The following is a 26,207-nucleotide window of genomic DNA, read 5'->3' on the forward strand; positions in this document are numbered from 1 at the left end:
CCCTGATGTTTTCAAATCGTTTCAACCGCTGGACTGCTGCTGCCATCGCCCTTGCCGGCTCCGCGATCGTGGCGGTCCCTGGCGCGGTGCTGGCGCAGACGCCGGATCATCCGGCCGATACGGCCGCGCAGTTTCCGACCCGAAACGATCTGAAGGCACTCACCACCGCCGGCAGCTATCTCGCCGCCCGCCACGCCAGCGTCGAGCGCGACGCGACCTCGGCCGCCGCCTTCTACCGCTCCGCGCTGCGGACCGACCCCAAGAACAACGAGCTGCTCGACCGCGCCTTCATCTCCTCGGTCGGCGATGGCGACATCGAGGAAGCGGTCAAGCTCGCCGAACGCATCCTCGCCATCGACAAGACCAATCGCGTCGCGCGCCTCGTGGTCGGCGTGCATGATCTCAAGCTGAAAAAATATCCGAGCGCGCAGAGCAACATCAACCAGTCGATTCGCGGGCCGATCACCGATCTCGTCGCGACGCTGCTGTCCGGCTGGGCCGCCTACGGTGCGGGTGATGCCAAGGGCGCGGTCGCGACCATCGACAAGCTGGCGGGCCCGGAATGGTATCCGCTGTTCAAGGACCTGCACGCCGGCATGATCCTCGAGAACGCCGGCAAGGAGAAGGATGCGGGCACCCGCTTCGAGCGCGCCTACAAGCTCGACGATTCCATGCTGCGCGTCAGCGAGGCCTATGCGCGCTGGCTGTCGCGCAACAAGGACGCCGCCTCGGCGACCGCGATCTATGAGGCCTTCGACAAGAAGCTCGCCCGCCATCCGCTGATCGTGGAAGGGCTGCGTGAGACCAAGGCCGGCAAGAAGATGCCGTCGCTGGTCGATTCCGCGCAGGCCGGTGCGGCCGAGGCGCTCTACGGCATCGGCGCCACCCTGACCCGCCGCGGCGGTGAGGATCTCGCGCTGGTCTATCTCCAACTCGCGCTCTATCTCCAGCCCACGCATCCGCTGGCCTTGCTTTCGCTCGCCGACCTCTATGAATCGGTGAAGCGGCCGCAGATGGCGATCAAGATCTATGAGCGCGTGCCGTCGTCCTCGCCCCTGAAGCGCAACGCGCAGATCCAGCTCGCTATTGACCTTGATTCCGCCGACCGCACCGACGAGGCGATCAAGATCCTCAAGGGCGTGACCGCCGAGGACTCCAAGGATCTCGAAGCCATCATGGCACTTGGCAATCTCGAGCGCGGCCGCAAGAAGTTCGGCGACTGCGGCGCGACCTATTCGCGGGGCATCGACGTGCTGCCGGCCGGCAACGACAAGGCCAACAGCGTCTGGTACTACTACCGCGGCATCTGCGAGGAGCGCACCAAAGAGTGGGGCAAGGCCGAAGCCGACATGAAGAAGGCGCTCGAGCTGCAGCCCGACCAGCCGCATGTCCTCAACTATCTCGGCTATTCCTGGATCGACCAGGGCGTGAACCTCGACGAAGGCATGAAGATGATCAAGCGTGCCGTCGAGCAGCGGCCCGACGACGGCTACATCGTCGATTCCCTCGGCTGGGCCTATTACCGCATCGGCAATTACGAAGAGGCGGTGAAGAACCTCGAGCGCGCGATCGACCTCAAGCCTGAGGATCCCACCATTAACGACCATCTCGGCGACGCCTACTGGCGCGTCGGCCGCACGCTGGAGGCAAAATTCCAGTGGGCGCATGCGCGCGATCTCAAGCCCGAGCCGGACGATCTGCCGAAGATAGAGGCCAAGATCGCCAACGGCATGACCGATGACAATTCGAACTCTTCGGCCGCGCAGGCGGACAAGAAGAAGGACGACGGCAAGGGCGGTTGATCCGAGTCACTGGGGGCATATCGCCGATGCCGGCGTTGGTTGAAGAAGGGCGCGCGAAGGTCAATCTGAGCCTTCGCGTGGTCGGCCGTCGCGCCGACGGCTATCATGATCTCGAAAGCGTGGTGGCGTTTGCCGATTGTGCTGATCGGCTCACGCTGGAACCGGGTGGCGAGCTCAGGCTTGCGACCACGGGGCCGCTTGCCGCGGCCTGCGGCGAGACATCGGACAATCTCGTGTTCAAGGCCGCAAAATTGTTGGCCGACGCGGTGCCGAATTTGAAGCTCGGCGCCTTCGCGCTCGACAAGGTCTTGCCGGTCGCAGCCGGTATCGGCGGCGGTTCGGCCGATGCCGCGGCGGCGCTGCGTCTTCTCGCGGGCCTCAACAATTTGTCGCTCGATGATCCCCGGCTCCAGGAGGTCGCGCTCGCGACCGGCGCCGACGTGCCGGTGTGCCTGTTCTCGCGCGCCTGCGACATGACCGGCGTTGGCGAGCAGTTGCTGCCGCTGGCGTTGCCAAGCATGCCCTGCGTGATGGTCAATCCACGCGTGCCGGTTGCGACCAAGGACGTGTTCAGGGAGTTGGGCCTGCGCAACGGCGAATTGCTGGTCGGCGCGACCGATGTGCTTGAAGCACCGGCCTGGCCGGAGCAGGGCGCGTCGATTGCCGATTGGGTCGATGTTCTCGAAACCGTCGCCAATGATCTCGAAGCCCCTGCGCTGCGCATCGAGCCTGTCATCGGTGACGTGCTGGAGGTCTTGCGTAACTCTGCCGGTGTCAAGCTGGCGCGGATGTCCGGCTCGGGCGCGACGTGCTTTGCGATCTATGGCGCGGCCGCGGAGGCGCACGCTGCCGCGGAGAATATCCGCAGGGATCATCCCGGCTGGTGGGTGCATGCGGGGACGTTGAGCTAGGCCTATTCGTCATTGCGAGCGCAGCGAAGCAATCCAGAATCCCTCCGCGTTGGCAGTCTGGATTGCTTCGCTCCGCTCGCAATGACGAGGATAAAGCCGAGCCGTGCGGCTAACCCGCGCCATCCTCTGCAAGCCCCAGAAATTGCCGGATCTCACCCAGCACCTCCTCCGGCTTGTCATGCTGCAGCCAGTGCCCGGCACCGGCGATGGTCTCGATGCGCGCCTCTCGGAAATAGCGCTCCAGTCCCGCCGACCGAGCGCCGGCAAGAAAGCTTTCGCCGGCATTGAGCAGCAGCGTCGGGCAAGCGATGCGCGACCATAGCGCGACGTGGTCGTCCGGCCAGAGCCGGTGCGGCGCGGAGGCGCGCTGATAGGGATCGAACTTCCAGCTGTAGGTGCCATCCTCGTTCCGGCGCGCGCCGTGCGTGGCAAGGTGCAGCGCGAGATCGCGGGCGAGGCGCTTGTTGTGAAGCACCATCTGCGCGGCCGCGTCCTCGAGGGTCGCATAGCGGCGCGGCGTGCGGTCGTGCAATCTGTCGAGCTGTGCGACCCATTTGCTGATGCGCTCATGCGTCGGCGGTTTTGGTGAATCCGGCAACATTGTCACACCGTCGAGCACGATGAGCTTGGAAACCAGCTCGGGGAACGATCCTGAAAAGATCAGGCTCACCATTCCGCCCATCGAATGGCCGATGAGCGTCACTTGAGGCGCTGCGATGCTGCGGACGAGCTGGGCGAGATCGTAGACATATTCCGTCAGCGCGTAGCTGCCGCCCCTGGTCCAGTCGGAATCGCCATGGCCACGCAGATCGGGCGCGATCACATGGAAGTGCGGCTGCAACGAGCGGGCGATGGCATCCCAGCTCCGGCAATGATCGCGGCCGCCATGGACCAGGATGAGAGGCGGCGCGTCCTCGTTGCCCCAATCGGCATAGTGCAGCCGCAGGCCATGGGACTCGTAGTGGCGACTTTGCGGGGCGAGCATCGTGGCTACCCGTTCACCGGTCGCCGCGCCAGCGCGAGCGACAGGCCGAGACCGGCGATGAAGACGCCGGAGCCTTGGGTGAGGCGACGCATCAGTTGCGGGCGCCCGATGAGCTGCGTGCGTGTCGCGGACGCCATCAGCACCACCACGACATCGGCCAGCGTGTTCAGCGTTACCGAAATGGCGCCGAGCACGATGAATTGCAGCGTGGGGCTCGCTCCCGTGGGATCGAGAAATTGTGGAATGAAGGCGAGGAAGAACGCCGCGGTCTTCGGGTTCAGCGCCTCGACCAGCATGCCGTCACGGAACGCGCGCTTGTCGCCGACGGGCTCGCTCTTGAGCGACAGGGTTCGGCCGGCGCTGCGAAAGGTCTTGATGCCGAGCCAGACCAGATAGAGCGCGCCGATGAACTTCACGACGGCGAACAATTCGGCGCTGGCGAGGATGATCGCGGAGATGCCGAGACTGCCCGCGACCACATGAACCAGTCCGCCCAGCGCCGTACCGGCGGTCGAGGCAAAGCCGCTGGCGCGCCCTTCCGACAAGGTTCGCGCCGCGACATAGAAGATGCCGGGGCCGGGAATGGCGGCGATGACAAGAGCGGCGGCGAGGAACAGCCAGAAATTCGTGTCGGTCATCCTGCTTTGGTAACGATGCCCGGCGTGATTGCAAGTCCTCTCGCTAGCCGATCCGGCGGAAGATCGCGCTGGCATTCACCCCGCCGAAGCCGAAGCCGTTGGAGATTGCATGCTGCACTGGCATAGGCCGCGCGCTGCCTGAGACGATGTCGATGCCATCAGCGCTCGCGTCGGGGTTTTCGAAATTGAGCGTCGGCGGCGCGATCTGGTCGCGCAAAGCGAGTACAGTGAAGATTGCCTCGAGCCCGCCGGCGGCGCCGAGCAAATGGCCCGTGGCGGATTTGGTTGCGCTCACCGCGATAGAATTGTTGCGGCCAAACAGCGCAGCGATGGCGCCGAGCTCGCTCTCGTCGCCGGCCGGCGTCGAGGTCGCATGCGCGTTGAGGTGCTGCAGATCTGCCGGCGCAAGCTTCGCCTGCCGCAGCGCGATCTCCATCGCGCGGCGGGCGCCGTCGCCATCGGGCGGACCCGACGTCATGTGATAGGCGTCCGCGGTGGTGCCATATCCGACAATCTCGGCGATCGGCGTGGCGCCGCGCGCGAGCGCATGTTCGAGCTCCTCGATCACCAGAATGCCGGCGCCTTCGCCCATGACAAAACCGTCGCGGTCGCGATCGAACGGGCGCGAGGCGCGCGCGGGCTCGTCGTTGAATCCGCTCGACAGCGCGCGCGCTGCCGCGAAGCCGCCGAGACTGACGATATCGATGCAGGCCTCCGCGCCGCCGCAGATCGCGACATCGACCTCGCCCGCGTGGATCATGCGCGCGGCGTCGCCGATCGCCTGTACGCCGGCGGCACACGCCGTGACCGGCGTGCCCAGCGCGCCCTTGTAACCGTATTTGATCGAGACGTGGCCGGCGGCGAGATTGGCGAGAAACGAGGGGACCGTGAATGGTGACAGCCGACGCGGGCCGCGCTGCTCGGTGATGCGCACGGCCTCCGCCATGGCCGGGAAGCCGCCGATGCCCGAGGCGATGATCGTCGCAGTCCGCTCCAGCGATGCCGCATCCTGCGGCGTCCATTTGGCCTGCGCGACTGCTTCTGCTGTGGCGAGCAGTGCAAACAGGATGAAGCGGTCCATCTTGCGCTGATCCTTTGGCGCTGCCGCCGCTGCCGGATCGAAGCCGCCATCGGCATCGTCGGCCTTGTCGGGCACGAGACCCGCGATGCGCGCCGGCAGCGCCTGCGACCATTCGGGCAGCGGTCGCAGCCCGCTTTGACCCGCGAGCAGCCGGCGCCAGGACAATTCGACACCACAGCCGAGCGGCGACACCGCGCCCATTCCTGTCACGACGATACGACGCATGTCAGTCTCCTGCCGGCGCGACCGCCGGGTTCATGGCTTTGAGCGAAGTGAGCCGCCGCCGCATCAGGCGGCTCGCGCCGGGGCCTGCGATCACCACCGCATTTGCGAGCGTGATCGGTTGCATATCGGCGGCGTCGACCACGACCGGATCGAGCGGCCGCCGATCGTCCCGGTTCGCCAGCAGGATGGATTCGCCTTTTGAGGCGAGATGCTTGTTGCCCCAGGCGAGCAGCGTGGCGATCACGGGGAAGAAATCCCGCGCCTTGTCCGTCAGTACATATTCGTAACGCGGCGGCCGCTCGTGATAGCGGCGGCGGACAAACATGCCGGTCTTGGTGAGATGGGCGAGACGCCGCGACAGGATGTTCGGCGCGATGCCGAGATTGCGCTCGAACTCGTCAAACCGCGTCGAGCCCTGAAACGCATCCCGCAGGATCAAAATGCTCCACCACTCGCCAACCGTCTCCACGGCGCGGCCGACCGGGCATTCCAGGATCGAGGGGGATTTGGGCTGCATGGCGGGAAGGTAGGTGAACGACTTGCAAAATGCAAGTCACTGGCGACGGCCAGGGGGACACACTCCGTCATTGCGAGCGGAGCGAAGCAATCCAGAATCTTGCCGCGGGGACAGACTGGATTGCTTCGCTCCGCTCGCAATGACGATGAGGGGGCAGCGTGCGCACATCGATCGCCGTCACCTTGAGGGGTGAGGGAGCGAGCCTCGAACGATGACGGGGCTAACCGCAGTGGGGAATCAGAAAGCGCGTCAGGCGATCGCCTAATGCGACCGTGCCAGACAGAACGCCACCACCTGCTCCAGCGCGCTCTTCATTGGCGAGGACGGGAACAGCGCCAGCGCGTCGACCGCCATGGCTCCGTAGTGCTGGGCACGGCTCAGCGTGTCCTCGAGCGCGCGGTGCTTGTTCATCAGCCCAAGGGCGTGATCGAGATCGCCGGCGCCGATCTCGCCGCGCTCGAGCGCCTTGATCCAGAAGGCGCGCTCGGTGTCGTTGCCACGGCGGAAGGCGAGCACGACGGGAAGCGTGATCTTGCCCTCGCGAAAGTCGTCGCCGGTATTCTTGCCGAGCTTTGCGCTCTTGCCGCCATAGTCGAGCACGTCGTCGACGAGCTGGAAGGCGATGCCGAGATTCATGCCGACCGAGCGGCAGGCCGTCTGCTCGGCCTTCGGGCGGTTGGCGATCACGGGCCCGACCTCGCAGGCGGCTGCGAACAGCTCGGCGGTCTTGCCGCGGATCACGGCAAGATATTCGTCCTCGGTGGTGGCGGTGTTCTTGGCGGCGGCAAGCTGCATCACCTCGCCCTCGGCGATGGTGGCAGCGGCCGCGGAAAGGATATCGAGCGCGCGCAGCGAGCCGACTTCGACCATCATGCGGAAGGCTTGCCCGAGCAGGAAGTCGCCGACGAGCACACTGGCCTCATTGCCCCAGAGCATGCGCGCCGACAGCTTGCCGCGCCGCATCTCGCTCTCGTCGACGACGTCGTCGTGGAGCAGGGTCGCGGTGTGCATGAACTCGACGCTGGCAGCTAACTTGATGTGGCCGTCGCCGCTGTAGCCGGCCAGGTTGGCCATGGCGAGCGTCAGCATCGGCCGCAGCCGCTTGCCGCCCGAGGAGATCAGATGGTTGGCCACCTCCGGGATCATGGTCACGTCGGACCCGGTCCGCGACAGGATCGTGGCGTTGACGCGCTCCATGTCACCGGCGACAAGGGCAACCAGCTCTTCGATCGACGCGCCGGGAGTTTCGAAAGGTACGATGACGGCCACGCCGGTCTCCAATATTTGCCCTGGAAGGGCTATTCTGATGGAAAGACAATAGAAACTGGACGGGGATGCGGCAAGGCCTGTGGAACCATTGACATTTGCCGCTTTGACCCCTTTCAGGCAGGAGGCTCGTTTGCGTGAACTGGTTCGGACCAACGATATCGTGCTGGTGTCGGCGATCGGCGCGCTGCTCGACGGCGCCAACATCCATCATCTGGTGCTGGACCAGAACATGAGCATCATCGAAGGTTCGCTCGGCGTCCTGCCGCGGCGGATCCTGGTCCATGAGGACGACGCCATCGAGGCCCGGCAATTGCTGACCGAGGCCGGGCTCAGCCACGAACTGCGTGGCGATGATTGACGTCGTCACAGATCTCACCGAGGACGCCTTTCTCGGCGGCCAGCTGCTGCTCAAGCAGAAGCGCTCCGGCCACCGCGCCGGACACGATGCCATCCTGCTTGCGGCCGCGACAGATGCCCGCGCAGGCGACCGTGTGGTCGATCTCGGCACTGGTGTCGGCACGGCCGGGCTGGCGCTGGCCCGGCGCGTGGCCGGGGTCGATCTTTGCCTCGTCGAGATCGATCCGGAGCTGGCCGGGCTCGCGCGCACCAATGCGGCCGCGAATGCGATTGCCGCGGAGGTGATTGTGCTCGATGTCACGGCGGATGCGCAGGCTTTTGCGGCACATGGGCTCATGCCCGGCAGCGCCGACTGCGTGTTGATGAACCCGCCCTTCAACGATTCCACGCGCCACCGTGGCTCGCCGGACCAGGCGCGCCGCACCGCTCATGTCGCGACCGAGGCGACGCTGCATGCCTGGGTGCATGCAGCGCGGCGCATTCTCCGATCGAACGGTGTGCTGACCCTGATCTGGCGCGCGGATGGGATCGCGGAGGTTCTGGCAGCGTTGTCACGCGGCTTCGGCAGCCTGTCGGTCCTGCCGGTTCATGGCGAAGCGGGAAGGCCTGCGATCCGCGTGCTGGTCCGCGCGATCAAAGGCGGACGGGCCCCGACGCGATTGCTGCCGGGACTCATGCTCAATGATGAGTCACGCGTGCCTAAAAAAAAGGTGAGGAATATTCTGGAAGGGAGGGCGGTCTTGCCGCTGGCGGAGTCGTGACGACTTACTGCGGAAGCGATTCCGACTGCTGTTCCTGCGGGGACGTAAAGCGGATAGCCGTGAAAAGCGCGCCGATCAGCATCAACAGCAGATAGATCTTCATGGCATTTCCTCCGCTGCTTCATTGCAGCTTCCCAACAAGGAATCTGCAAAACACGTTCCAGGCACTTCCAATGACAGTCGCGTGATAAGAAATGGTTAATCAGAGGTAACGGCATGGCCGAACAATTGAACGATCGCGAAAATTCCGGCCTGGCCGACAAGCTGCTGCAATATCTGCCGGCGCGCTTCCGCCCGGGCACGGCGGTGGTGCCGGTGGTGCGGCTCTCGGGCGTCATCGGCGCGGTGACGCCGCTGCGTCCAGGCATGACGCTCTCGGGCGTCGCCCGCGTGCTGGAGCGGGCGTTTTCGGTCCGCAATGCCAAGGCGGTGGCGCTGGTGATCAATTCGCCGGGCGGCTCGCCGGTACAGTCGCGCCAGATCTATCTGCGCATCAAGCAGCTTGCGGCGGAGAAGAAGTTGAAGGTTTTGGTGTTCGTCGAGGACGTCGCGGCCTCCGGCGGCTACATGATCGCCTGTGCCGGCGACGAGATCTTCTGCGATCCGTCCTCGATCCTCGGCTCGATCGGCGTGGTCGGCGGCACCTTCGGCTTCCAGGAGGCGATCAAGCGGCTCGGCATCGAGCGGCGGCTCTACACGGCCGGCGCCCACAAGGCGATGCTCGATCCGTTCCTGCCCGAGAATCCCGACGACGTCGCCAAGCTGATGGCGCTTCAGCGTGAGATCCACCAGATCTTCATCGCGCTGGTGAAGGAAAGCCGCGGCGCGCGGCTCAAGGGCGCCGACGACACCCTGTTCACCGGCGAGTACTGGGCCGGCGAGAGTTCGATCGCGCTGGGGCTCGCCGACGGCATCGGCGATATCCGCTCAACTCTTCGTGCCCGCTACGGCGAGAAGGTTCTCACCCCTGTGATTGCGCAGCCGTCCGGTCTGCTGTCCGGCCTGTTGGGGCGGAAATCGCCAGGCGCCGGCCAGCTTTCGGCCATGGAATCAATGGCCGGCCTGCCGGACGAGCTGATCTCGGCGGTTGAAACGCGGGCGATTTGGGCGAAATTCGGGTTCTAGGCGGAGCCACTCCCGCGCCATTTGGTCCGGGCCGAACCAATTGCGGCGCGGCCCGGTCTGCGCAAGAATGCGCGTGGGGGCTGAGCACTCAACAAGGATCGTCAAATGCCGCCGTTCGTCGCTTTCGCGGGCGTCCTGGGCGGGCTTGCCGTGGTCCGCTGGGCCTACAAGACCGCTGTCCGGATCAACCAGGAGCTGGAAGAAATGCGCCTGTCGCGTGTCGCCGAAGCCGCCCATATGGGGAATATCCAGACGCTCAAGCGCGACCCCGTGACCGGAGCGTACCGGCCGGGTTAGCTCTCGCTGCGCGCAAGGTGCCGTAGGGTGGGCAAAGCGAAGCGTGCCCACCGCCAATCGCAATTTTGGAAAGATGGTGGGCACGGCGCAAGTGCGCCCTTGCCCACCCTACGGCAGTCGTTGAGCCCGAAGTCGCCCCCTTTGCCTTGATTCCCACCCCCGCCGTCGATACGGTCCCGCGCGATTCAAAACCCCCCGCGAGAGCCTGATCTGACGATGGACGCCTCATTGCCCGCCCATATGCGCCCGGAACGCTCGTTCCAGGGCTTTATCCTCGCGCTCCAGAAGTTCTGGGCCGAGCAGGGCTGCGTGATTTTGCAGCCCTACGACATGGAGATGGGCGCGGGTACCTTCCATCCGGCCACCACTTTGCGCGCGCTCGGGCCGAAGCCCTGGAACGCGGCCTATGTGCAGCCCTCGCGCCGGCCCAAGGACGGCCGCTACGGCGAGAATCCGAACCGGATGCAGCACTACTACCAATTCCAGGTGATCATGAAGCCGTCGCCGCCGAACCTTCAGGAGCTGTACCTGAAGTCGCTCGCCGCGATCGGCATCGATTCCGCCGTGCATGACATCCGCTTCGTCGAGGACGATTGGGAGAGCCCGACGCTGGGCGCCTGGGGCCTGGGATGGGAGTGCTGGTGCGACGGCATGGAAGTCAGCCAGTTCACCTATTTTCAGCAGGTCGCGGGCTTTGAATGCGCGCCGGTCGCGGGCGAGCTCACCTATGGGCTCGAGCGCCTCGCGATGTATGTGCAGGGCGTCGATCGCGTCTACGACCTCAACTTCAACGGCCGCGAAGGCGATGCCAAGGTCACCTATGGCGACGTCTTCCTGCAGGCCGAGCGGGAATATTCGCGGCATAACTTTGAAATTGCCGATACCGCGATGCTGTTCGAGCAGTTCAGGATGGCAGAAGCCGCGTGCCGGAAATACCTCGAGTCAGGCTGGCGCGAAGGCAATCGCAAAGAGCACCTGATGGCGCTGCCCGCCTATGACCAGTGCATCAAGGCGAGCCATGTCTTCAATCTGCTCGACGCGCGCGGCGTGATCTCCGTGACCGAGCGGCAGAGCTACATTCTTCGCGTGCGCGAGCTGGCAAAGGCCTGCGGCGAGGCCTGGATCCATACTGAAGCGGGCGGAGCGGCCTGATGCCCGATCTTTTGCTTGAACTGTTCTCGGAAGAAATCCCTGCACGCATGCAGGCCAAGGCGGCCGACGATCTGCGCCGTCTGGTCACCGACAAGCTCGTCGCCGAAGGCCTCGTCTATGACGGCGCAAAAGCCTTTGCGACGCCGCGCCGCCTTGCGCTCACCGTGCATGGAATCCCTGCGCGCCAACCCGATCTCAAGACCGAACGCCGCGGACCGAAAGTCGGCGGGCCCGATGCGGCCGTGCAGGGCTTTTTGAAAGCGACCGGCTTGAAGTCGCTGGACGAGGCCAAGATCCAGCGCGACCCCAAGGGCGACTTCTATATCGCGCTGATCGAGAAGGCTGGCCGCGACGCGATCGACGTGCTTGCGGAAATCCTGCCCGTCATTATCCGCACCTTCCCCTGGCCGAAATCGATGCGCTGGGGCGCGCGCTCCGGCAAGCCCGGCTCGCTGAGCTGGGTGCGTCCGCTGCACGCGATCACCGCGACGTTCGGTCTCGAGACCGAAGAGCCTGATGTCGTGAAGTTCGCGGTCGACGGCATCGAGACGGGCCAAACCACCTACGGCCATCGCTTCATGGCGCCTAGCGCCATCAACGTGCGTCGCTTCGAGGACTACGAGGCGAAGCTGAAGGCTGCCAAAGTCATCCTCGACCCGCAGGCGCGCAAGGACATCATCTTCGCCGACGCCAAGGAGCTGACCTTCGCGCAAGGGTTCGAACTGGTCGAGGATCAGGCGTTGCTGGACGAGGTCTCGGGCCTCGTCGAATGGCCTGTTGTCATGATGGGATCGTTCGAAGAAGAGTATCTCGCGATCCCGGACGAGGTCATCCGCGCCACCATCCGCAACAACCAGAAGTGCTTTGTGGTCAAGGATCCCAGAACCGGGAAGCTGACCAACAAGTTTGTCCTCACCGCCAATATCGAGGCGGCCGACGGCGGCAAGGTCATCGTCGCCGGCAACGAGCGCGTGATCCGTCCACGCCTGTCGGACGCAAAGTTCTTCTACGAGACCGACCTGAAGACCAAGCTCGAGGATCGGCTGCCGAAGTTCGAGCAGATTGTGTTTCATGCGAAACTGGGCACACAGGCTGCGCGCATTAGTCGTATCGAGCGGCTAGCCGAGTACACGGCGACATTGGTGGGAGCCGACGCCGCTAAAGCGAAGCGCGCTGCACATCTGGCCAAAGCGGACCTGCTGACGGAGGTCGTTGGCGAATTCCCGGAACTACAGGGGCTCATGGGCAAGTATTACGCCTTGGCCCAAGGCGAGGACGCGTCGGTTGCTGCCGCGTGCGAGGAGCACTACAAGCCGCAAGGGCCCACGGATCGCGTGCCGACCGATCCGGTGAGCGTTGCGGTCGCGCTTGCGGATAAAGTTGATACGTTGGTCGGGTTCTGGGCGATTGATGAGAAGCCGACAGGGAGCAAAGACCCGTACGCGTTGCGTCGAGCGGCACTTGGCGTGATTAGAATTGCACTTGATCGTGGATTTGATTTCTATCCGCGTCATTTCCTTGAAAAGCACATTAAAGAAATACGGCCGACCCTATCCGATGCGGATATCTCGGATATTGGTGATTCCTTCCGGGTGTTCTTCGAGGATCGTTTAACCGTCCAACTTCGCGAAGACGGGGCTCGGCACGATTTGGTCGCTGCTGTTATCGACTTGGGCGGACGCGAGGTTGGGCTTCTGTCTGTCGTTCGTCGAGTTGAAGCATTGGGACAGTTTCTCGAGACGAGCGACGGTAAGAATCTTCTCGCCGGTACGAAGCGCGCTGAGAATATCTTGCGTATCGAGGAAAAGAAGGACGGCAAGATCTATCACGATGATCCCGATCCAGGTCTCTACGCGTTGGGCGAAGAAAGGGAGCTTGCGGCGGCGATCGATGAGATAGTGCCTCAGGCACGTGACGCTGTGTTACGGGATGACTATGTTGCCGCCATGAGCGCGATGGCGAAGCTGCGGCCGCCGGTCGATGCATTCTTCGACAAGGTGCGCGTCAACGACGACGATGCCAAGGTGCGCGAGAACCGCCTGAAACTGCTCAACGAGATCCGCAGCGCCACGCGTGCGGTGGCGGACTTCTCGAAAATCCAGGATTGATCTTGCAAAAAAGCCCCACCCGGCGGGGGGAAGACCGGGCGGGGCCTGATGTCCGACTACGCGATGCGCGTCAGCCTGATTGATGTGACGCGCCGGACATCTAGTTGATCCCTAAAAGCGCTAGTTCAGCACCTCGACGATGCGCCGCGAGCGCGGCTCGACCAGCACGGTCTCACCGTTCACGACGGTGTAGCGATAGGTCGTGGCGCCGAAACGTTGCGGCACGTCATAATAGGTGATGCCGGTTTCAGGTAAGGTGGCACCGACCACGACGCGATCCGGAATGCTGAAGGCCGGCACACGTTGTTCGACGACATAGTCGCGGAAGGCCGGCCGCTGCTCGACCGCAATGGTCGGGCCGCTATCGACCACGGCTGGCGCGCGTCCCACCGTGATCCCGGTTTGCGCCTGCGCTGCGACGGGCGAGCCGATCGCGGCCGCGAGCGCTGCAAGGGCGAGAATCCTGTTCCGCATGGAAAACTCCTTCGACAAGTTTTTCGGCAAGCGCCAGTGGCGCGACCGGTTGCCAATGCTGCGGCGCGCGCGATGTTCCGGAAAAGAGCTGCCGCATACGCGGCAATTTCGGGCAGTTTTCGCGAAGCCGGGAACTCATTCGTCCCTTGAGCGTCTCTACCCGCGGAACCCGGTCCGCTATGATCCGCCCGCGATTCGCCTCAAGCTACCCAAGCCTGGAAAGATAGTTCATGCACCTCACCATCGCCCACATTTCGCCGATCCTGTCGCTGATTGCGGGTGTGCTCATCCTGATCATGCCGCGCCTTCTCAACCTGATCGTTGCGATCTTTCTCATCATCAATGGTGCGATCGGGCTCGGTTTATTGAAGTGGCTCCATCTCTAGGCCTTCATTTTCCGGAACTCTTCGACTTGCGCGGGCCTGCCCAAAGTGGTGTAAGGCGCGCGATTTCCCATTCCTCTCGCAGGTTGTGTGCAAGCTATGGCCAAAGCCGCCTCGAAGCCTTCTAAAACTGCAGCGAAATCAAAGCCCTCCGCCAAGGCGAAGACCATGCCGGCGGCCCGCAAGGCGCTCCCCAAGAGCGCCCCGAAGCCGGTTGCCAAGGCCGCTGCAAAGCCTGCGGCGAAGGCCGCTGCCAAGCCGGTTGCGAAACCTGCGACCAAGCCGGCGGCGAAGGCTGCGACCAAGCCGGCTGCGCCGAAGGTTGCCGCCAAGGTCGCTGCGAAGGCTGCGCCTGCCAAAGCAGCGCCGGCCGCGGTCAAGGCGGGCAAGTGGGTCTACACGTTCGGCGACGGCAAAGCCGAGGGCCGCTCGGAGATGCGCGACCTGCTCGGCGGCAAGGGCGCCAACCTTGCCGAGATGGCCAATCTCGGCCTGCCGGTGCCCCCGGGCTTCACCATCCCGGCCTCGGTTTGCACCTATTTCTACGCCCACGGCAAATCCTATCCGAAGGAATTGCAGTCGCAGGTTGAGAAGGCGCTGGACTATGTCGGCAAGTTGACCGGCAAGGTGTTTGGCGACACCAAGAACCCGCTGCTCGTCTCCGTGCGCTCCGGCGCGCGTGCCTCGATGCCGGGCATGATGGACACCGTGCTCAATCTCGGCCTCAACGACGAGACCGTGGAAGCGCTGTCGGAACTGTCGGGCGACCGTCGCTTCGCCTATGACAGCTATCGCCGGTTCATCACCATGTATTCCGACGTGGTGCTCGGCTTCGAGCATCATCACTTCGAGGAAATCCTCGACACCTTCAAGGACAGTCAGGGCTACACGCTCGACACCGACCTCACCGCCGAGGACTGGGTCGATTTGGTCGGCAAGTACAAGGACGCGGTCGCGCGCGAAACCGGCAAGGATTTCCCGCAGGATCCGCATGACCAGCTCTGGGGCGCGCTCGGCGCGGTGTTTTCATCCTGGATGAATGCGCGCGCGGTGACCTACCGCAAGCTGCACGACATTCCAGAATCTTGGGGCACCGCGGTCAACGTGCAGGCCATGGTGTTCGGCAACATGGGCGAGACCTCGGCGACCGGCGTTGCGTTCACGCGCAACCCCTCGACCGGCGAGAGCAAGCTCTACGGCGAGTTCCTGATCAACGCGCAGGGCGAGGATGTGGTGGCCGGCATCCGCACGCCGCAGGACATCACCGAGGATGCGCGCAAGGAGTCGGGCTCCGACAAGGCGTCGATGGAATCGGCGATGCCGGAAGCCTTCAAGGAGCTGACGCGGATCTACACGCTGCTCGAGAAGCACTACCGCGACATGCAGGACATGGAGTTCACGGTCGAGCAGGGCAAGCTGTGGATGCTGCAGACCCGTGGCGGCAAGCGCACGGCGAAGGCGGCGCTGCGTATCGCAGTCGAGCTCGCCAATGAGGGGCTGATCACCAAGAAGGAAGCGGTGATGCGGATCGATCCCGCCTCGCTCGACCAGCTGCTGCATCCGACCATCGATCCCGACGCCAAGCGCGACGTGATCGCGACCGGCCTGCCGGCGTCGCCAGGTGCGGCCTCCGGCGAGATCGTGTTCTCGTCGGACGAAGCGGCCAAGCTCCAGGGTGACGGACGCAAGGTCATCCTGGTCCGCATCGAGACCAGCCCCGAAGACATCCACGGCATGCACGCCGCCGAAGGCATCTTGACCACCCGTGGCGGCATGACCTCGCACGCCGCCGTGGTCGCGCGCGGCATGGGCAAGCCCTGCGTCTCCGGCTGCGGCACCATCCGCGTCGATTACGGCCGCGGCACCATGAGCATCGGCTCGCGCACCTTCAAGGCGGGCGATGTCATCACCATCGACGGCTCGCTCGGCCAGGTGCTGGCCGGCCGCATGCCGATGATCGAGCCGGAGCTTTCCGGCGAGTTCGGCACGCTGATGAACTGGGCCGACCAGGTCCGCAAGATCGGCGTCCGCGTCAACGGCGATACGCCGGATGACGCCCGCACCGCGATCAAGTTCGGCGCCGAAGGCATCGGCCTCTGCCGCACCGAGCACATGTTCTTCGAGGAGACGCGCATCCGCACGGTGCGCGAGATGATCCTCTCCGAGGACGAGCAGTCGCGCCGTGCGGCGCTTGCAAAACTGCTGCCGATGCAACGCGCCGACTTCGTCGAGCTGTTCGAGATCATGAAGGGCCTGCCCGTCACGATCCGTCTGCTCGACCCGCCGCTGCACGAGTTCCTGCCGCACACCCATGCCGAGGTCGAGGAAGTGGCGCGCGCCATGAACACCGATCCGCGGCGCCTGGCCGACCGCGCGCGCGAGCTGTCGGAGTTCAATCCGATGCTCGGCTTCCGCGGCTGCCGTATCGCGATCGCCTATCCTGAAATCGCCGAGATGCAGGCTCGCGCGATTTTCGAGGCGGCGGTCGAAGCCGAGAAGCGCACCGGCAAGGCCGTCGGCCTCGAGGTCATGGTGCCGCTGATCGCGACCAAGGCCGAGCTCGACCTCGTCAAGGCGCGCATCGACGCCACCGCGAAGGCGGTGATGCGCGATACCAACACCAAGCTCGCCTATCAGGTCGGCACCATGATCGAGCTGCCGCGCGCCTGCCTGCTCGCCGAGGAGATCGCCGAGAGTGCCGAGTTCTTCTCGTTCGGCACCAACGACCTGACGCAGACCACCTACGGCATCAGCCGCGACGATGCCGCGAGCTTCCTCGGTCCCTACGTGGCGAAGGGCATCCTTTCGATCGATCCCTTCATCTCGCTCGACCAGGAAGGCGTCGGCGAGCTCGTCAAGATCGGCGTCACGCGCGGCCGCAAGACCCGCCCCTCGCTCAAGATGGGCATCTGCGGCGAGCACGGCGGCGATCCGGCCTCCGTCGCGTTCTGCCACAATGTCGGCCTCGACTACGTCTCGTGCTCTCCGTACCGCGTGCCGATCGCGCGCCTCGCAGCGGCGCAAGCTGCGCTCGGCAAGGTGGTTGCGAGCCAGGCGTAAGGCGAAGAGCACGATTGAGTTGAGAGAGGCGGGGCCAGTCCCCGCCTCTTTTGTCTTACGCTACACTCCCATCCACGCCGTCATTGCGAGCGAAGCGAAGCAATCCAGACTGTCGCCGCGGAGAGACTCTGGATTGCTTCGCTTCGCTCGCAATGACGGAGGGCGGAACCGCACGCGTCCTGTAATGATACGTGCGCGCAAGAAATATCAGCAAGAGTTCCTTCACCATTCGCGTTGACCAGATGTTTACCGCTTCAAGTGGGGCCGCATTTACCAACGCGCAGCATTGCCCCGTGAAAACACCTGACATCGCTTGAGTGTGTCGGTTGCGCAACGTCGATTAACGCCCCGGCAACCTAAATTAGATACTCACGATAAAGATCGAATTGCACGGATGTACTGCGGATCGATCTGTCTGGTGTAAGCGTAGCGTGAGCGTATCGATGTCAGTGTTGCGTAACCATCCGAAGGGTGCACGGTTCGCATCCTTCGGAATCGGTCTCTGCATCTTCGCATTGATGCCGAGAGAGACCGGCTATCAGGACATAGGCTCGTTGCTGGCGCGTCAGCCCGGCGTCGCCGAGCGCTGGCAGAAGCAGGTGTTTTCTGCGGCCTCGTCCATTCAGCTTGCCACTTACAGCTTTTCGCGCCCGATCGGGACGTCGGTTCCACAGAGCGCGATGGTTCGTCTCGCAAGCCTCGATGGCCGCGACATCACCGGCACCATCTCACGCGGCAATCCGACGCTCCAGGCGCCGACGCGCTACCAGGCCTCCGATTTCCCCAGGGTCGATCGCGCGCTGAAAGGCGACCGTCTCGCCACCGTCACACCGGCGCCCGAGACGGCTGCACCGGCCGCCGCGCCCGCGCAGCAAGATCCGGCGACCTCCAACAGCTCCGTGTTCGGCGCCAAGACTGTACAATTGCCGGCAGCGCAGCCGCAAGCGATGTCGCCGGAGTCCGCGGCGGCGCTCGATCCCGAGCTTCAGGAGGCGATGCGCGCGCCGCCCTTGCCGCAATATGCCAATCCGCCGAAGGCCGACGACAATGCGCTGTCGTTTGCGGCGCAGCCGCTCAACGCGCTCAAGCAGGCGACGGTCGCAGCCCCGCCGCGCGATCCCTTCAGCGTCAAGACCTCGAACCTGTTCTTCGGCAGCTCCTCGCTCGGCGGCTCTGTCGAGAGCATCGAGAGCTGGCAGCCCGGCGCCGAGCCGCTGATCGTGACGCCCGATCCCGACATGAAGCTGGCCTCGCTGTCGCCGCCGAACGAGGATATCGCGAACGCCACCGAGAGCGGCGAGAGCGTCGCGCCGAAGGGCGAGGTCAACGCCGACAATCAGCGCGCCAAATCGCCGGCCGAGCGGCTGGCGCTCGACGACAAGTCACGCGCGAAGTCGGAAAAATGCCTTGCTGAGGCGGTCTATTTCGAATCCCGCGGCGAGGCCGTGCGCGGCCAGATCGCGGTCGCGCAAGTCGTGATGAACCGGGTATTCTCCGGCAAATATCCGGACACCGTGTGCGGCGTGGTCTATCAGAACAAGTACCGCCACTTCGCCTGCCAGTTCACCTTCGCCTGCGACAACAATCCCGATGTGATCCGCGAGCCCGAGATGTGGGAGCGCGCGAAGAGGATCTCGAAGGCGATGCTCGACGGCCAGATCTGGCTGCCCGAAGTCGGCAAGTCGACGCATTACCACGCCTATTGGGTGCGCCCGTCCTGGGTCGCCGAGATGAAGAAGATGTACAAATTCGGCGTGCACACCTTCTACCGGCCGCGCAACTGGGGCGATGGCAGCGAAGAGCCGAGCTGGGGCACCCCGGCGCAGACCGCCGCACTTTCGGCAGAGCTCACCCAGGAAGCCAAGAGCTCCGCCGAGATGGGCGTGGTCGAGCGAAGGTAGCCGCTCACGTCTCGATATCCAGCGCGCAGTCGAAATTCGGCGCCGAATGCGTCAGCGCGCCAGATGAGGCGTAGTCGACGCCGGTGGCCGCGATCGTCGCGATCGAGTCCAGCGTGACGCCGCCGGAGGCTTCCAGCGTGAGGCGGCCTTCCGTCATCCGCACCGCCTCGCGCAGCGTCGCGATGTCCATGTTGTCCAGCAGCGCGGCTTCTGCGAGGCCGGTGTCAAGCACCTCGCGCAGTTGCGCGAGCGTATCCACCTCGATCTCGATCTTGACGAGATGGCCGGCATGGCGGCGGGCACGCTCCAGCACCGGGCGGATGCCGCCGGCGACCGCGATGTGATTGTCCTTGATCAGGATCGCATCGTCGAGGCCGAAACGGTGGTTGAAGCCGCCGCCGCAACGCACCGCGTATTTCTCCAGCGCCCGCAATCCCGGCGTGGTCTTTCGCGTGCAGCAGATGCGCATTTTGGTGCCCTCGGTGCGCGCGACGTAGTCGGCCGTGAGCGTGGCGACGCCGGACAGCCGGCCGACGAAATTCAGCGCGGTTCGCTCAGCCGTGAGAATGGCGCGGGCCGGACCGGAGATCGTCAGCACGTGCTGTCCGCGGGCGACGCGCGCGGCGTCGCGGACATGCGCGCGCACCTCGAGGTCGGGGGAGAGCTTTTGCAGCGTCGCCAGCGCGAGCGGCAGGCCGGCGATCACGCCGGATTGGCGTGCCACCAGGACAGCCTGCGCCTTGGTCGCTTCCGGGATCGTCGCGAGCGAGGTGACGTCGCCGGCGCGGCCAAGGTCCTCGTCGAGCGCGCGATGCACGGCCTCGTCGATGGCGAGCGGAGAGAGAAAGGCGTCGGGATAGAGCAGGGAGGTCGGGGCGATCATAAAAGACTCCGTCAGGCGATCATGGATTGCGCGATGCGCGGCATTGGATGCTCGGTAAGGCCGTCCGCGACCTCGCGTGCGGCAGCGAGTGTGGTCATCGTTCTCTGCGCCAGCGCGGGAACATCCGTCGGATAGTCGGAGCGGAAATGCGCGCCGCGGCTCTCGCGCCGGCTCCAGGCAGCAGTGGCTACGAGCAGGGCCGCTGTCGCCATGTTGCGGACCGTGACGCTCGTCGCCGCGTGCTCAAGTGCCGCAAAGCTGCGCACGGCTTCCGCAAGGCCGTCGCGCTCGCGGATCACGCCGACATGCGCGCTCATCATCATGCGCAACCGCTTCACGCTAGCTGCGTCCGGCGCGCCACCACGCGGCGTCACCAGCGCCTCGGGGAGGCGAGCAGGTGAGGGGATCGCGTGGCCGGCGATGTCGTCGGCGATGCGGGCGGCATAGACCACGGCCTCCAGCAGCGAATTCGAGGCGAGCCGGTTGGCACCGTGCGCACCGGTGGACGACACCTCACCCCCGGCCCAGAGCCCACCGATCGAGCTGCGGCCGCGTGCGTCCACCGCGATGCCGCCCATGTGGTAGTGCACGGCCGGCGCGATCGGGATCGCCTGCGTCGCCGGGTCGATGCCGGCGGCGATGCAGCTTGCGTGCACGGTCGGGAATTTGTCGGCGAAGCGCGCGCCCAGCGCTTCTCGTGCATCGAGGAAGGCGCCGCGACCGCCTGCGATCTCGGCGAATACGCCGCGGGCTACGATGTCGCGCGGCGCAAGCTCGGCGAGCGGATGCAGTGCCGCCATAAAGCGTTCGCCCTGACCGTTGATCAGCGTCGCGCCTTCACCGCGCAGCGCTTCGGTCGCAAGCGGCGCAGGATCGCGGCCGACCATGATCGCGGTCGGATGGAACTGCACGAATTCAGGATCGGCGATCACAGCGCCGGCGCGCGCGGCGATCGCAAGGCCCGATCCATTGGCCTCGGCCGGATTGGTGGTGACGGCATAGAGATGGCCGATGCCGCCGGTCGCCAGCACGATCGCGCGCGAGGCGATCATCAGGGGCTTCGCGGCGAAATTGCCGGCCTCGCGCAACTGGAGGCCGGTGACGGCGCCGTCTTCGGTGAGCAATGCTTCGGCGACAAAGCCTTCGATCAGGCGGATTGACGGCGTGCGGCGCACGGCCTCGCTCAGCGCCGCGATGATTGCCGCGCCGGCACCGTCGCCGCGGACGTGGACGATCCGTCGCGCCGAGTGCGCGGCTTCGCGTCCCACGGCCAGCCGGCCTTCGAGATCGCGATCGAATGGGACGCCGTAGGCGAGCAAATCATGAATCCGCGGCGCGGCCTCGCGCGCGATGCCGAGCGCGATGGCCTCATCGACGATGCCGCCACCGACCGCGATGGTATCCGCCGCATGCGCTTCGGGACTGTCGCCCTCGGCGACGGCGGCCGCGATGCCACCCTGCGCCCATGCGGATGACGCCCCCTGTCCGAGCGGCGCCGCCGAGATCAGTGTCACCGGCCTCGGCGCGAGTTTTAATGCGCAGAACAGGCCGGCGAGACCGCCGCCGACGATGACGACGTCGTCGGTGGAACGGGTGAGGTTGTGGATGTTGTCTTGCATAGCCTTCTCCTAATGGTCGTCCTGGCGAAAGCCAGGACCCATAACCCCGACTGCGGGTTGTTGCGGCAAGCCGGAGCGACCAGCGTGCCAATACCCACGTCCTGTGGTTATGAGTCCCGGATCAGCGCTCACTTCGTTCGCTTGTCCGGGACGACGGTGGTGTGTGTTGCTGCCTTCTGTCCTCAATTCTTCAGATTGATCATCCGCTCGACCGAGCGCCGTGCGCGCTCCGCAAGCGCTGGATCGATCGTCACTTCCTCGCCGAGGGTCAGCAGGCTCTCCAGGATGTTGGTGAGCGTGATGCGCTTCATGTGCGGGCAGATATTGCAGGGACGCAGCATCTCCACGTCAGGTAGCTCGGCGCGGACATTGTCGGCCATCGAGCACTCCGTGATCATCACCAGGCGCTTCGGCCGCCGCTCGCGCACCCAGTTGATCATGTGCGCGGTCGAGCCGGTGAAGTCGGCTTCCGCCAGCACATCCGGCGGGCATTCGGGATGCGCGATGATCTGCACGGAGGGATCGGCGTCGCGGAAGGCGCGCAGCTCGTCGCCGGTGAAGCGCTCATGCACTTCACACGCGCCCTTCCAGGCGATGATTTTTACGTCGGTCTTCGAGGCGACATAGGTCGCGAGATAACGATCGGGCAGGAAGATCACGCTTGGCGCGTTCAGGCTCTCCACCACCTGCACCGCGTTCGACGAGGTGCAGCAGATGTCGACCTCGGCCTTCACTTCCGCGGACGTGTTGACATAGGCGACCACGGGCACACCGGGAAATTTTTCGCGGAGCAGCCGCACGTCCGCGCCGGTGATGCTGGCGGCGAGCGAGCAGCCGGCGCGAGAGTCCGGGATCAGTACGGTCTTGTCCGGATTGAGCAGCTTTGAGGTCTCCGCCATGAAGTGAACGCCGCACTGAACGATGACATCGGCCTTCACCTTGGTGGCCTCGACGGCAAGCTGAAGCGAATCGCCGCCGATGTCGGCGACGCCGTGGAAGATCTCCGGTGCCTGGTAGTTGTGGGCGAGGATCACCGCGTTGCGCGCGCGCTTCAGTTCATTGATCGCGTGTATCGTCGGCGCCATCAGCGGCCATTCGATCGGCGGGATCACATGCTTGACGCGCTGGTAGATCGGCGCGGTGGCGCGTTCGACTTCACTGGTCCATTCCAGCGAGGGCCGCGGCAACGCGGGTCCGGTTCGCGCCGGCGCAGTGCGAGGAGTGGTCGATTGGCTCTGCGGCCGGCTTGCAAGATCGTCGGGGCCGTAAATTCCAGTAATCGGCATCGAAGCCTCCCGTGTATGATAATTATGCTCAATTAGAGTATATATGGAGCCTGAGAAATCCGGCCGAGAGGGCCGGTAGGATTCGCCAGCGCTTACATATACTCAATCTGAGTAGATCAAAGATAACACGCTGATCGGGGAGCCGCTAGGTCTCGCCGCACACATTCTCGTCAAGTCCGGTCTCGTCGCGTCCAGCAAGGTCGCGATGAAACGCAATGCTCCCGCGACAGCCCCTCGTGGAACGCAATCACTTTTGACTTGGGATTTTCATGCATTTGCATTAAACGCCTGACAGGCGACTGCCGATTTTGCAGATCCGTCCAGGGCCGAGGAGGAACACCATGTCGATGCAAGCAAGCGAGCTCGGTCCGACCCGTTCCTCCAACTGGCGCACGCCGGCCGTCATCATCCTCTGCGGCTGTGCGATCGGCATGCTCGGCTTCGGTCCGCGCTCGGCGCTGGGCTTCTTCGTGCAGCCGATGAGCCACGAATTCGCCTGGGGCCGCGACGTATTCGGCCTCGCCATCGCCTTCCAGAATCTGCTGTGGGGATTGGGCCAGCCGTTCGCGGGCGCAGTTGCTGATCGCTTCGGCCTGTTCCGCGTGATGTGCGTCGGCGCACTGCTCTATGCCGGCGGCCTGCTGCTGATGCGCTATTCCTCGACGCCGATGTCGCTCAATATCGGCGCGGGCGTCATGGTCGGCTTCGGTCTCGCCGGCTGCTCGTTCAACCTGGTGCTGTCTGCGTTCACCAAGCTGCTGCCGGCCGAGAAGCGCGGCCTTGCGCTCGGCGCCGGCACCGCGGCGGGCTCGCTCGGCCAGTTCCTGTTCGCGCCCATTGGTGTCGCGCTGATCGACAATTTCGGCTGGCAGCAGGCGCTCACCGTGTTCGGCTTCCTGATGCTGCTGATCATCCCGCTGGCGCTGGCGATCTCGACGCCGCCGGTCGCAAGCACGGCCAATGCGTCGCCTGCGGATGAGCAAACCATCACCAGGGCGCTCGCGGAGGCGTTCGGCCATCGCTCCTATGTGCTGCTGGTGCTCGGCTTCTTCACTTGCGGCTTCCAGCTCGCCTTCATCACCGTGCATCTGCCGGCGTTTCTGGTCGACCGCGGCCTCTCGACGCAAACCGGCGGCTGGGTGATCGCGGCGATCGGCCTGTTCAACATCATGGGCTCGCTCAGCGTCGGCTACCTTCAGAATTCGCTGCCGAAGCGCTACATCCTCTCGACGATCTATTTCACCCGTGCGCTCGCGACGCTCGCCTTTATCTCGTTCCCGATCACGCCGTTCTCGGCGATCGCGTTCGGTGCGGTCTCCGGCCTGACCTGGCTGTCGACGGTGCCGCCGACCTCGGCGCTGGTGGCGCTGATGTTCGGCACGCGCTGGCTCGCCACCCTCTATGGCTTCGCCTTTGTCAGCCATCAGGTCGGCGGTTTCCTCGGCGTCTGGTTGGGGGGCATCGTGTTCGAAAAGTACGGTTCCTACACGCCGATCTGGTGGCTCTCGATCCTGTTCGGCGTGCTCTCGGCGCTGATCAATCTTCCGATCGTGGAGAAGCCGGTCGCCCGGGCGGTTGCGCAGCCTGCCTGATCGGCTAAACATCCCGGTCAAACAAGTCAGGGAGCTTGCTATGGCCACGTTCAAGGCGATCCGGATCGACAAGGCCGACAAGGGCACCACCGCCGCGCTCACCCAGTTCGACGAAGCCGAGCTGATGGACGGCGACGTCACCGTCCGCGTCGAATGGTCGACGCTGAACTACAAGGACGGACTCGCGCTGACAGGAAAGGCGCCGGTGGTGCGCCGCTTCCCGATGATCGCCGGCATCGACTTCGCCGGCACGGTCGAAGCCTCATCGCATCCGCAATGGAAAGCGGGCGACAAGGTCGTCTGCACCGGCTGGGGCATGGGCGAGACCCATCTCGGCGCCTATGCCGAGAAGGCGCGGGTGAAGGGCGACTGGCTGGTCGCCCTGCCGCAGGGCCTGTCGGCGCGCGATGCCATGGCGATCGGCACCGCCGGCTTCACCGCGATGCTCTCCGTGCTCGCGCTAGAGAAGCACGGCGTCTCGCCGAAGAGCGGCCCAGTCGTCGTGACCGGCGCGGCGGGCGGCGTCGGATCGGTCGCGACCGCCGTGCTGTCGAAGCTTGGCTACCACGTCATTGCCTCGACCGGCCGCGCCTCGGAGGCCGATTACCTGAAGAGCCTCGGCGCTGCCGAGGTGATCGACCGCAATGAATTGTCGGCGCCGGCAAAGCCCCTGGCCCGGGAGCGCTGGGCGGGTGGCGTCGACAGCGTCGGCTCGACCACGCTCGCCAATTTGCTGTCGATGACGAAATATGGTGGCGCGATCGCTGCCTGCGGTCTCGCTGCCGGCATGGACCTGCCGTCTTCTGTCGCACCCTTCATTTTGCGCGGGGTGTGCCTTCTCGGCATCGATTCCGTGATGTGCCCGATCGACCCCCGAAAAGCCGCCTGGCAGCGCCTGGCGTCCGATCTGGATCGGTCAAAACTATCTGAAATTACTACGGAAATTCCGCTTGCCGAAGTTCCGGAATGGGGCGCGAAGATCCTCGCCGGCCAGGTCCGCGGTCGAATCGTGGTAAAAATTGTCTAACGGCGTTCAGACTTTACCAACCAAGCTGCTTCAATGTCGCCTTGGTTAGTATGGTAAGCAGCGGGTAAAGAGATAAGGCATCGCCCGCTGCGGGGGTTAGTTCGGAGTTGAGCATGCTTGCGCGTATCGTGTTGGGGGCTGTCACGGCAGTCGTGACGTTTGCGCCGGCCATCGCTTTGGCCGGGAGTATGAACGCGGATGAGGCACGCCGCTTCGTCGCCGGCAAGGTGTTCGCCTTCACCTGCTTCGACGGCACCCGCGGTGCAGGCCGTATCCTCGACGATCTCGGCGCCGCCGGCGCGGTGCAGTTCTCGGGCTCAGGCCCGGTGCGCCATCTCCGCCTGCCGGGCAACACGCTCCAGATCCGCGGCCAAAACGTTTGCGCCTCGATCAAGGGCATTCCGTTCGAGCCTTGTTTCAACCTGGAAAAGACCGACGACCGCAGCTTCCGTGGCTCGGTCTCGGGCATGGGCTTCGCCTATTGCGACTTCCACCACCAGGGCGGCAACCAGATGCTGATGGCGCGCGCCGTTGCGCGGCCGCGCTCGCTGCGTGCGCCGGAGCAGACCGGTTCGGTCAACACGTCGAGCACCGAGGTCGCCGCGCGCGTCGAGACTCCGCGGGTCGAGAGCAGCCGGATCGAACCGGTGAAGTCGGAAGTGAAATCCGAGCCGAAGAACGAAGGTCCGCTCGAGTTGCGCCGCTCGACCGAGTGATATCGAGCGCAAAACTGCGCGTGCAATTTTCCCGGCTT

23 protein-coding genes are annotated in these 26,207 nt (G+C 64.7%); 14 read left to right on the forward strand and 9 right to left on the reverse strand.

Annotated features, from left to right (window positions below; genetic code table 11):
- Window positions 1-5: 5 nt before the first annotated feature.
- Complete coding sequence (locus tag JJC00_RS11260) at window positions 6-1,802, forward strand: tetratricopeptide repeat protein (protein WP_200472627.1); 1,797 nt, start codon at window positions 6-8, stop codon at window positions 1,800-1,802.
- 26 nt (window positions 1,803-1,828) lie between these two features.
- The gene (locus JJC00_RS11265) at window positions 1,829-2,713 is read left to right on the forward strand and encodes a 4-(cytidine 5'-diphospho)-2-C-methyl-D-erythritol kinase (protein ID WP_200472628.1); all 885 of its coding nucleotides are present in this window, start codon (window positions 1,829-1,831) and stop codon (window positions 2,711-2,713) included.
- 109 nt (window positions 2,714-2,822) lie between these two features.
- Here JJC00_RS11265 and JJC00_RS11270 read toward each other — a convergent pair whose 3' ends face one another.
- The 5 genes from JJC00_RS11270 to JJC00_RS11290 all read right to left on the reverse strand — a co-directional run bounded on the left by JJC00_RS11270 (window position 2,823) and on the right by JJC00_RS11290 (window position 7,428).
- The gene (locus tag JJC00_RS11270; RefSeq protein ID WP_200472629.1) at window positions 2,823-3,698 is read right to left on the reverse strand and encodes an alpha/beta fold hydrolase; all 876 of its coding nucleotides are present in this window, start codon (window positions 3,696-3,698) and stop codon (window positions 2,823-2,825) included.
- A gap of 5 nt (window positions 3,699-3,703) precedes the next feature.
- Window positions 3,704-4,336 carry a LysE family translocator gene (locus tag JJC00_RS11275; RefSeq protein ID WP_200472630.1) on the reverse strand — a complete coding sequence of 211 codons (633 nt, stop codon included), beginning with the start codon at window positions 4,334-4,336 and terminating at the stop codon, window positions 3,704-3,706.
- A 43-nt stretch (window positions 4,337-4,379) separates the two neighbouring features.
- A complete protein-coding gene (gene fabF, locus JJC00_RS11280; RefSeq protein ID WP_200472631.1) occupies window positions 4,380-5,642 on the reverse strand; it encodes a beta-ketoacyl-ACP synthase II in 1,263 nt (420 codons plus the stop codon).
- A 1-nt stretch (window position 5,643) separates the two neighbouring features.
- Window positions 5,644-6,159 carry a winged helix-turn-helix transcriptional regulator gene (locus JJC00_RS11285; RefSeq protein ID WP_200472632.1) on the reverse strand — a complete coding sequence of 172 codons (516 nt, stop codon included), beginning with the start codon at window positions 6,157-6,159 and terminating at the stop codon, window positions 5,644-5,646.
- Between the two features lie 261 nt (window positions 6,160-6,420).
- Window positions 6,421-7,428 (reverse strand): polyprenyl synthetase family protein, encoded by a 1,008-nt coding sequence (locus tag JJC00_RS11290; protein WP_200472633.1) that lies wholly within the window; start codon window positions 7,426-7,428, stop codon window positions 6,421-6,423.
- A gap of 130 nt (window positions 7,429-7,558) precedes the next feature.
- On the opposite strand from JJC00_RS11290, the gene JJC00_RS11295 reads away from it, so the two are divergent.
- From JJC00_RS11295 to glyS, 6 genes are all read left to right on the forward strand, one after another.
- Complete coding sequence (locus JJC00_RS11295) at window positions 7,559-7,786, forward strand: DUF2007 domain-containing protein (RefSeq protein WP_027529147.1); 228 nt, start codon at window positions 7,559-7,561, stop codon at window positions 7,784-7,786.
- On the forward strand, window positions 7,779-8,546 hold the full coding sequence (locus tag JJC00_RS11300; protein WP_200472634.1) for a tRNA1(Val) (adenine(37)-N6)-methyltransferase: 768 nt from the start codon (window positions 7,779-7,781) through the stop codon (window positions 8,544-8,546). The genes JJC00_RS11295 and JJC00_RS11300 overlap by 8 nt, the downstream gene beginning before the upstream one ends.
- Before the next feature lie 216 nt (window positions 8,547-8,762).
- A complete protein-coding gene (locus JJC00_RS11305; RefSeq protein ID WP_200472635.1) occupies window positions 8,763-9,671 on the forward strand; it encodes a S49 family peptidase in 909 nt (302 codons plus the stop codon).
- 105 nt (window positions 9,672-9,776) lie between these two features.
- Window positions 9,777-9,968 carry a hypothetical protein gene (locus tag JJC00_RS11310; RefSeq protein WP_008131462.1) on the forward strand — a complete coding sequence of 64 codons (192 nt, stop codon included), beginning with the start codon at window positions 9,777-9,779 and terminating at the stop codon, window positions 9,966-9,968.
- A gap of 216 nt (window positions 9,969-10,184) precedes the next feature.
- Window positions 10,185-11,120, forward strand: coding sequence for a glycine--tRNA ligase subunit alpha (locus JJC00_RS11315; RefSeq protein WP_200472636.1), 936 nt, complete (start codon window positions 10,185-10,187; stop codon window positions 11,118-11,120).
- A complete protein-coding gene (gene glyS, locus JJC00_RS11320; RefSeq protein WP_200472637.1) occupies window positions 11,120-13,228 on the forward strand; it encodes a glycine--tRNA ligase subunit beta in 2,109 nt (702 codons plus the stop codon). Before JJC00_RS11315 ends, glyS begins: the two co-directional genes overlap by 1 nt.
- A 120-nt stretch (window positions 13,229-13,348) precedes the next feature.
- Here glyS and JJC00_RS11325 read toward each other — a convergent pair whose 3' ends face one another.
- The gene (locus tag JJC00_RS11325) at window positions 13,349-13,702 is read right to left on the reverse strand and encodes a DUF1236 domain-containing protein (protein WP_200472638.1); all 354 of its coding nucleotides are present in this window, start codon (window positions 13,700-13,702) and stop codon (window positions 13,349-13,351) included.
- Window positions 13,703-13,932: 230 nt separating this feature from the next.
- Here JJC00_RS11325 and JJC00_RS11330 point away from each other — a divergent pair, with 230 nt between their 5' ends.
- The 3 genes from JJC00_RS11330 to JJC00_RS11340 all read left to right on the forward strand — a co-directional run bounded on the left by JJC00_RS11330 (window position 13,933) and on the right by JJC00_RS11340 (window position 19,046).
- Window positions 13,933-14,088 (forward strand): DUF3096 domain-containing protein, encoded by a 156-nt coding sequence (locus JJC00_RS11330; protein ID WP_084291949.1) that lies wholly within the window; start codon window positions 13,933-13,935, stop codon window positions 14,086-14,088.
- Between the two features lie 96 nt (window positions 14,089-14,184).
- On the forward strand, window positions 14,185-17,145 hold the full coding sequence (gene ppdK, locus JJC00_RS11335; RefSeq protein WP_200472639.1) for a pyruvate, phosphate dikinase: 2,961 nt from the start codon (window positions 14,185-14,187) through the stop codon (window positions 17,143-17,145).
- A 443-nt stretch (window positions 17,146-17,588) separates the two neighbouring features.
- Window positions 17,589-19,046 carry a cell wall hydrolase gene (locus tag JJC00_RS11340; protein ID WP_200472640.1) on the forward strand — a complete coding sequence of 486 codons (1,458 nt, stop codon included), beginning with the start codon at window positions 17,589-17,591 and terminating at the stop codon, window positions 19,044-19,046.
- A 4-nt stretch (window positions 19,047-19,050) separates the two neighbouring features.
- Here the strand turns inward: JJC00_RS11340 and nadC are convergent, their stop codons facing one another.
- The 3 genes from nadC to nadA all read right to left on the reverse strand — a co-directional run bounded on the left by nadC (window position 19,051) and on the right by nadA (window position 22,834).
- Window positions 19,051-19,929, reverse strand: a complete 879-nt coding sequence (gene nadC, locus JJC00_RS11345; protein ID WP_200472641.1) for a carboxylating nicotinate-nucleotide diphosphorylase — start codon at window positions 19,927-19,929, stop codon at window positions 19,051-19,053.
- A gap of 11 nt (window positions 19,930-19,940) precedes the next feature.
- The gene (locus tag JJC00_RS11350) at window positions 19,941-21,548 is read right to left on the reverse strand and encodes an L-aspartate oxidase (RefSeq protein WP_200472642.1); all 1,608 of its coding nucleotides are present in this window, start codon (window positions 21,546-21,548) and stop codon (window positions 19,941-19,943) included.
- 182 nt (window positions 21,549-21,730) lie between these two features.
- Window positions 21,731-22,834 (reverse strand): quinolinate synthase NadA, encoded by a 1,104-nt coding sequence (gene nadA, locus JJC00_RS11355; RefSeq protein WP_200472643.1) that lies wholly within the window; start codon window positions 22,832-22,834, stop codon window positions 21,731-21,733.
- 341 nt (window positions 22,835-23,175) lie between these two features.
- On the opposite strand from nadA, the gene JJC00_RS11360 reads away from it, so the two are divergent.
- The 3 genes from JJC00_RS11360 to JJC00_RS11370 all read left to right on the forward strand — a co-directional run bounded on the left by JJC00_RS11360 (window position 23,176) and on the right by JJC00_RS11370 (window position 26,169).
- Entirely contained in the window at window positions 23,176-24,426 is a 1,251-nt protein-coding gene (locus tag JJC00_RS11360; protein ID WP_200472644.1) for an MFS transporter, read from the forward strand.
- 40 nt (window positions 24,427-24,466) lie between these two features.
- Window positions 24,467-25,453, forward strand: coding sequence for an acrylyl-CoA reductase (NADPH) (acuI, locus tag JJC00_RS11365; RefSeq protein ID WP_200472645.1), 987 nt, complete (start codon window positions 24,467-24,469; stop codon window positions 25,451-25,453).
- A 113-nt stretch (window positions 25,454-25,566) separates the two neighbouring features.
- Window positions 25,567-26,169: a hypothetical protein gene (locus tag JJC00_RS11370; protein WP_200472646.1), complete on the forward strand. Its 603-nt coding sequence runs from the start codon at window positions 25,567-25,569 to the stop codon at window positions 26,167-26,169.
- Window positions 26,170-26,207: the final 38 nt, after the last annotated feature.

The organism is Bradyrhizobium diazoefficiens (assembly GCF_016616885.1).
GTDB classification, from domain to species: Bacteria; Pseudomonadota; Alphaproteobacteria; order Rhizobiales; family Xanthobacteraceae; genus Bradyrhizobium; species Bradyrhizobium diazoefficiens_F.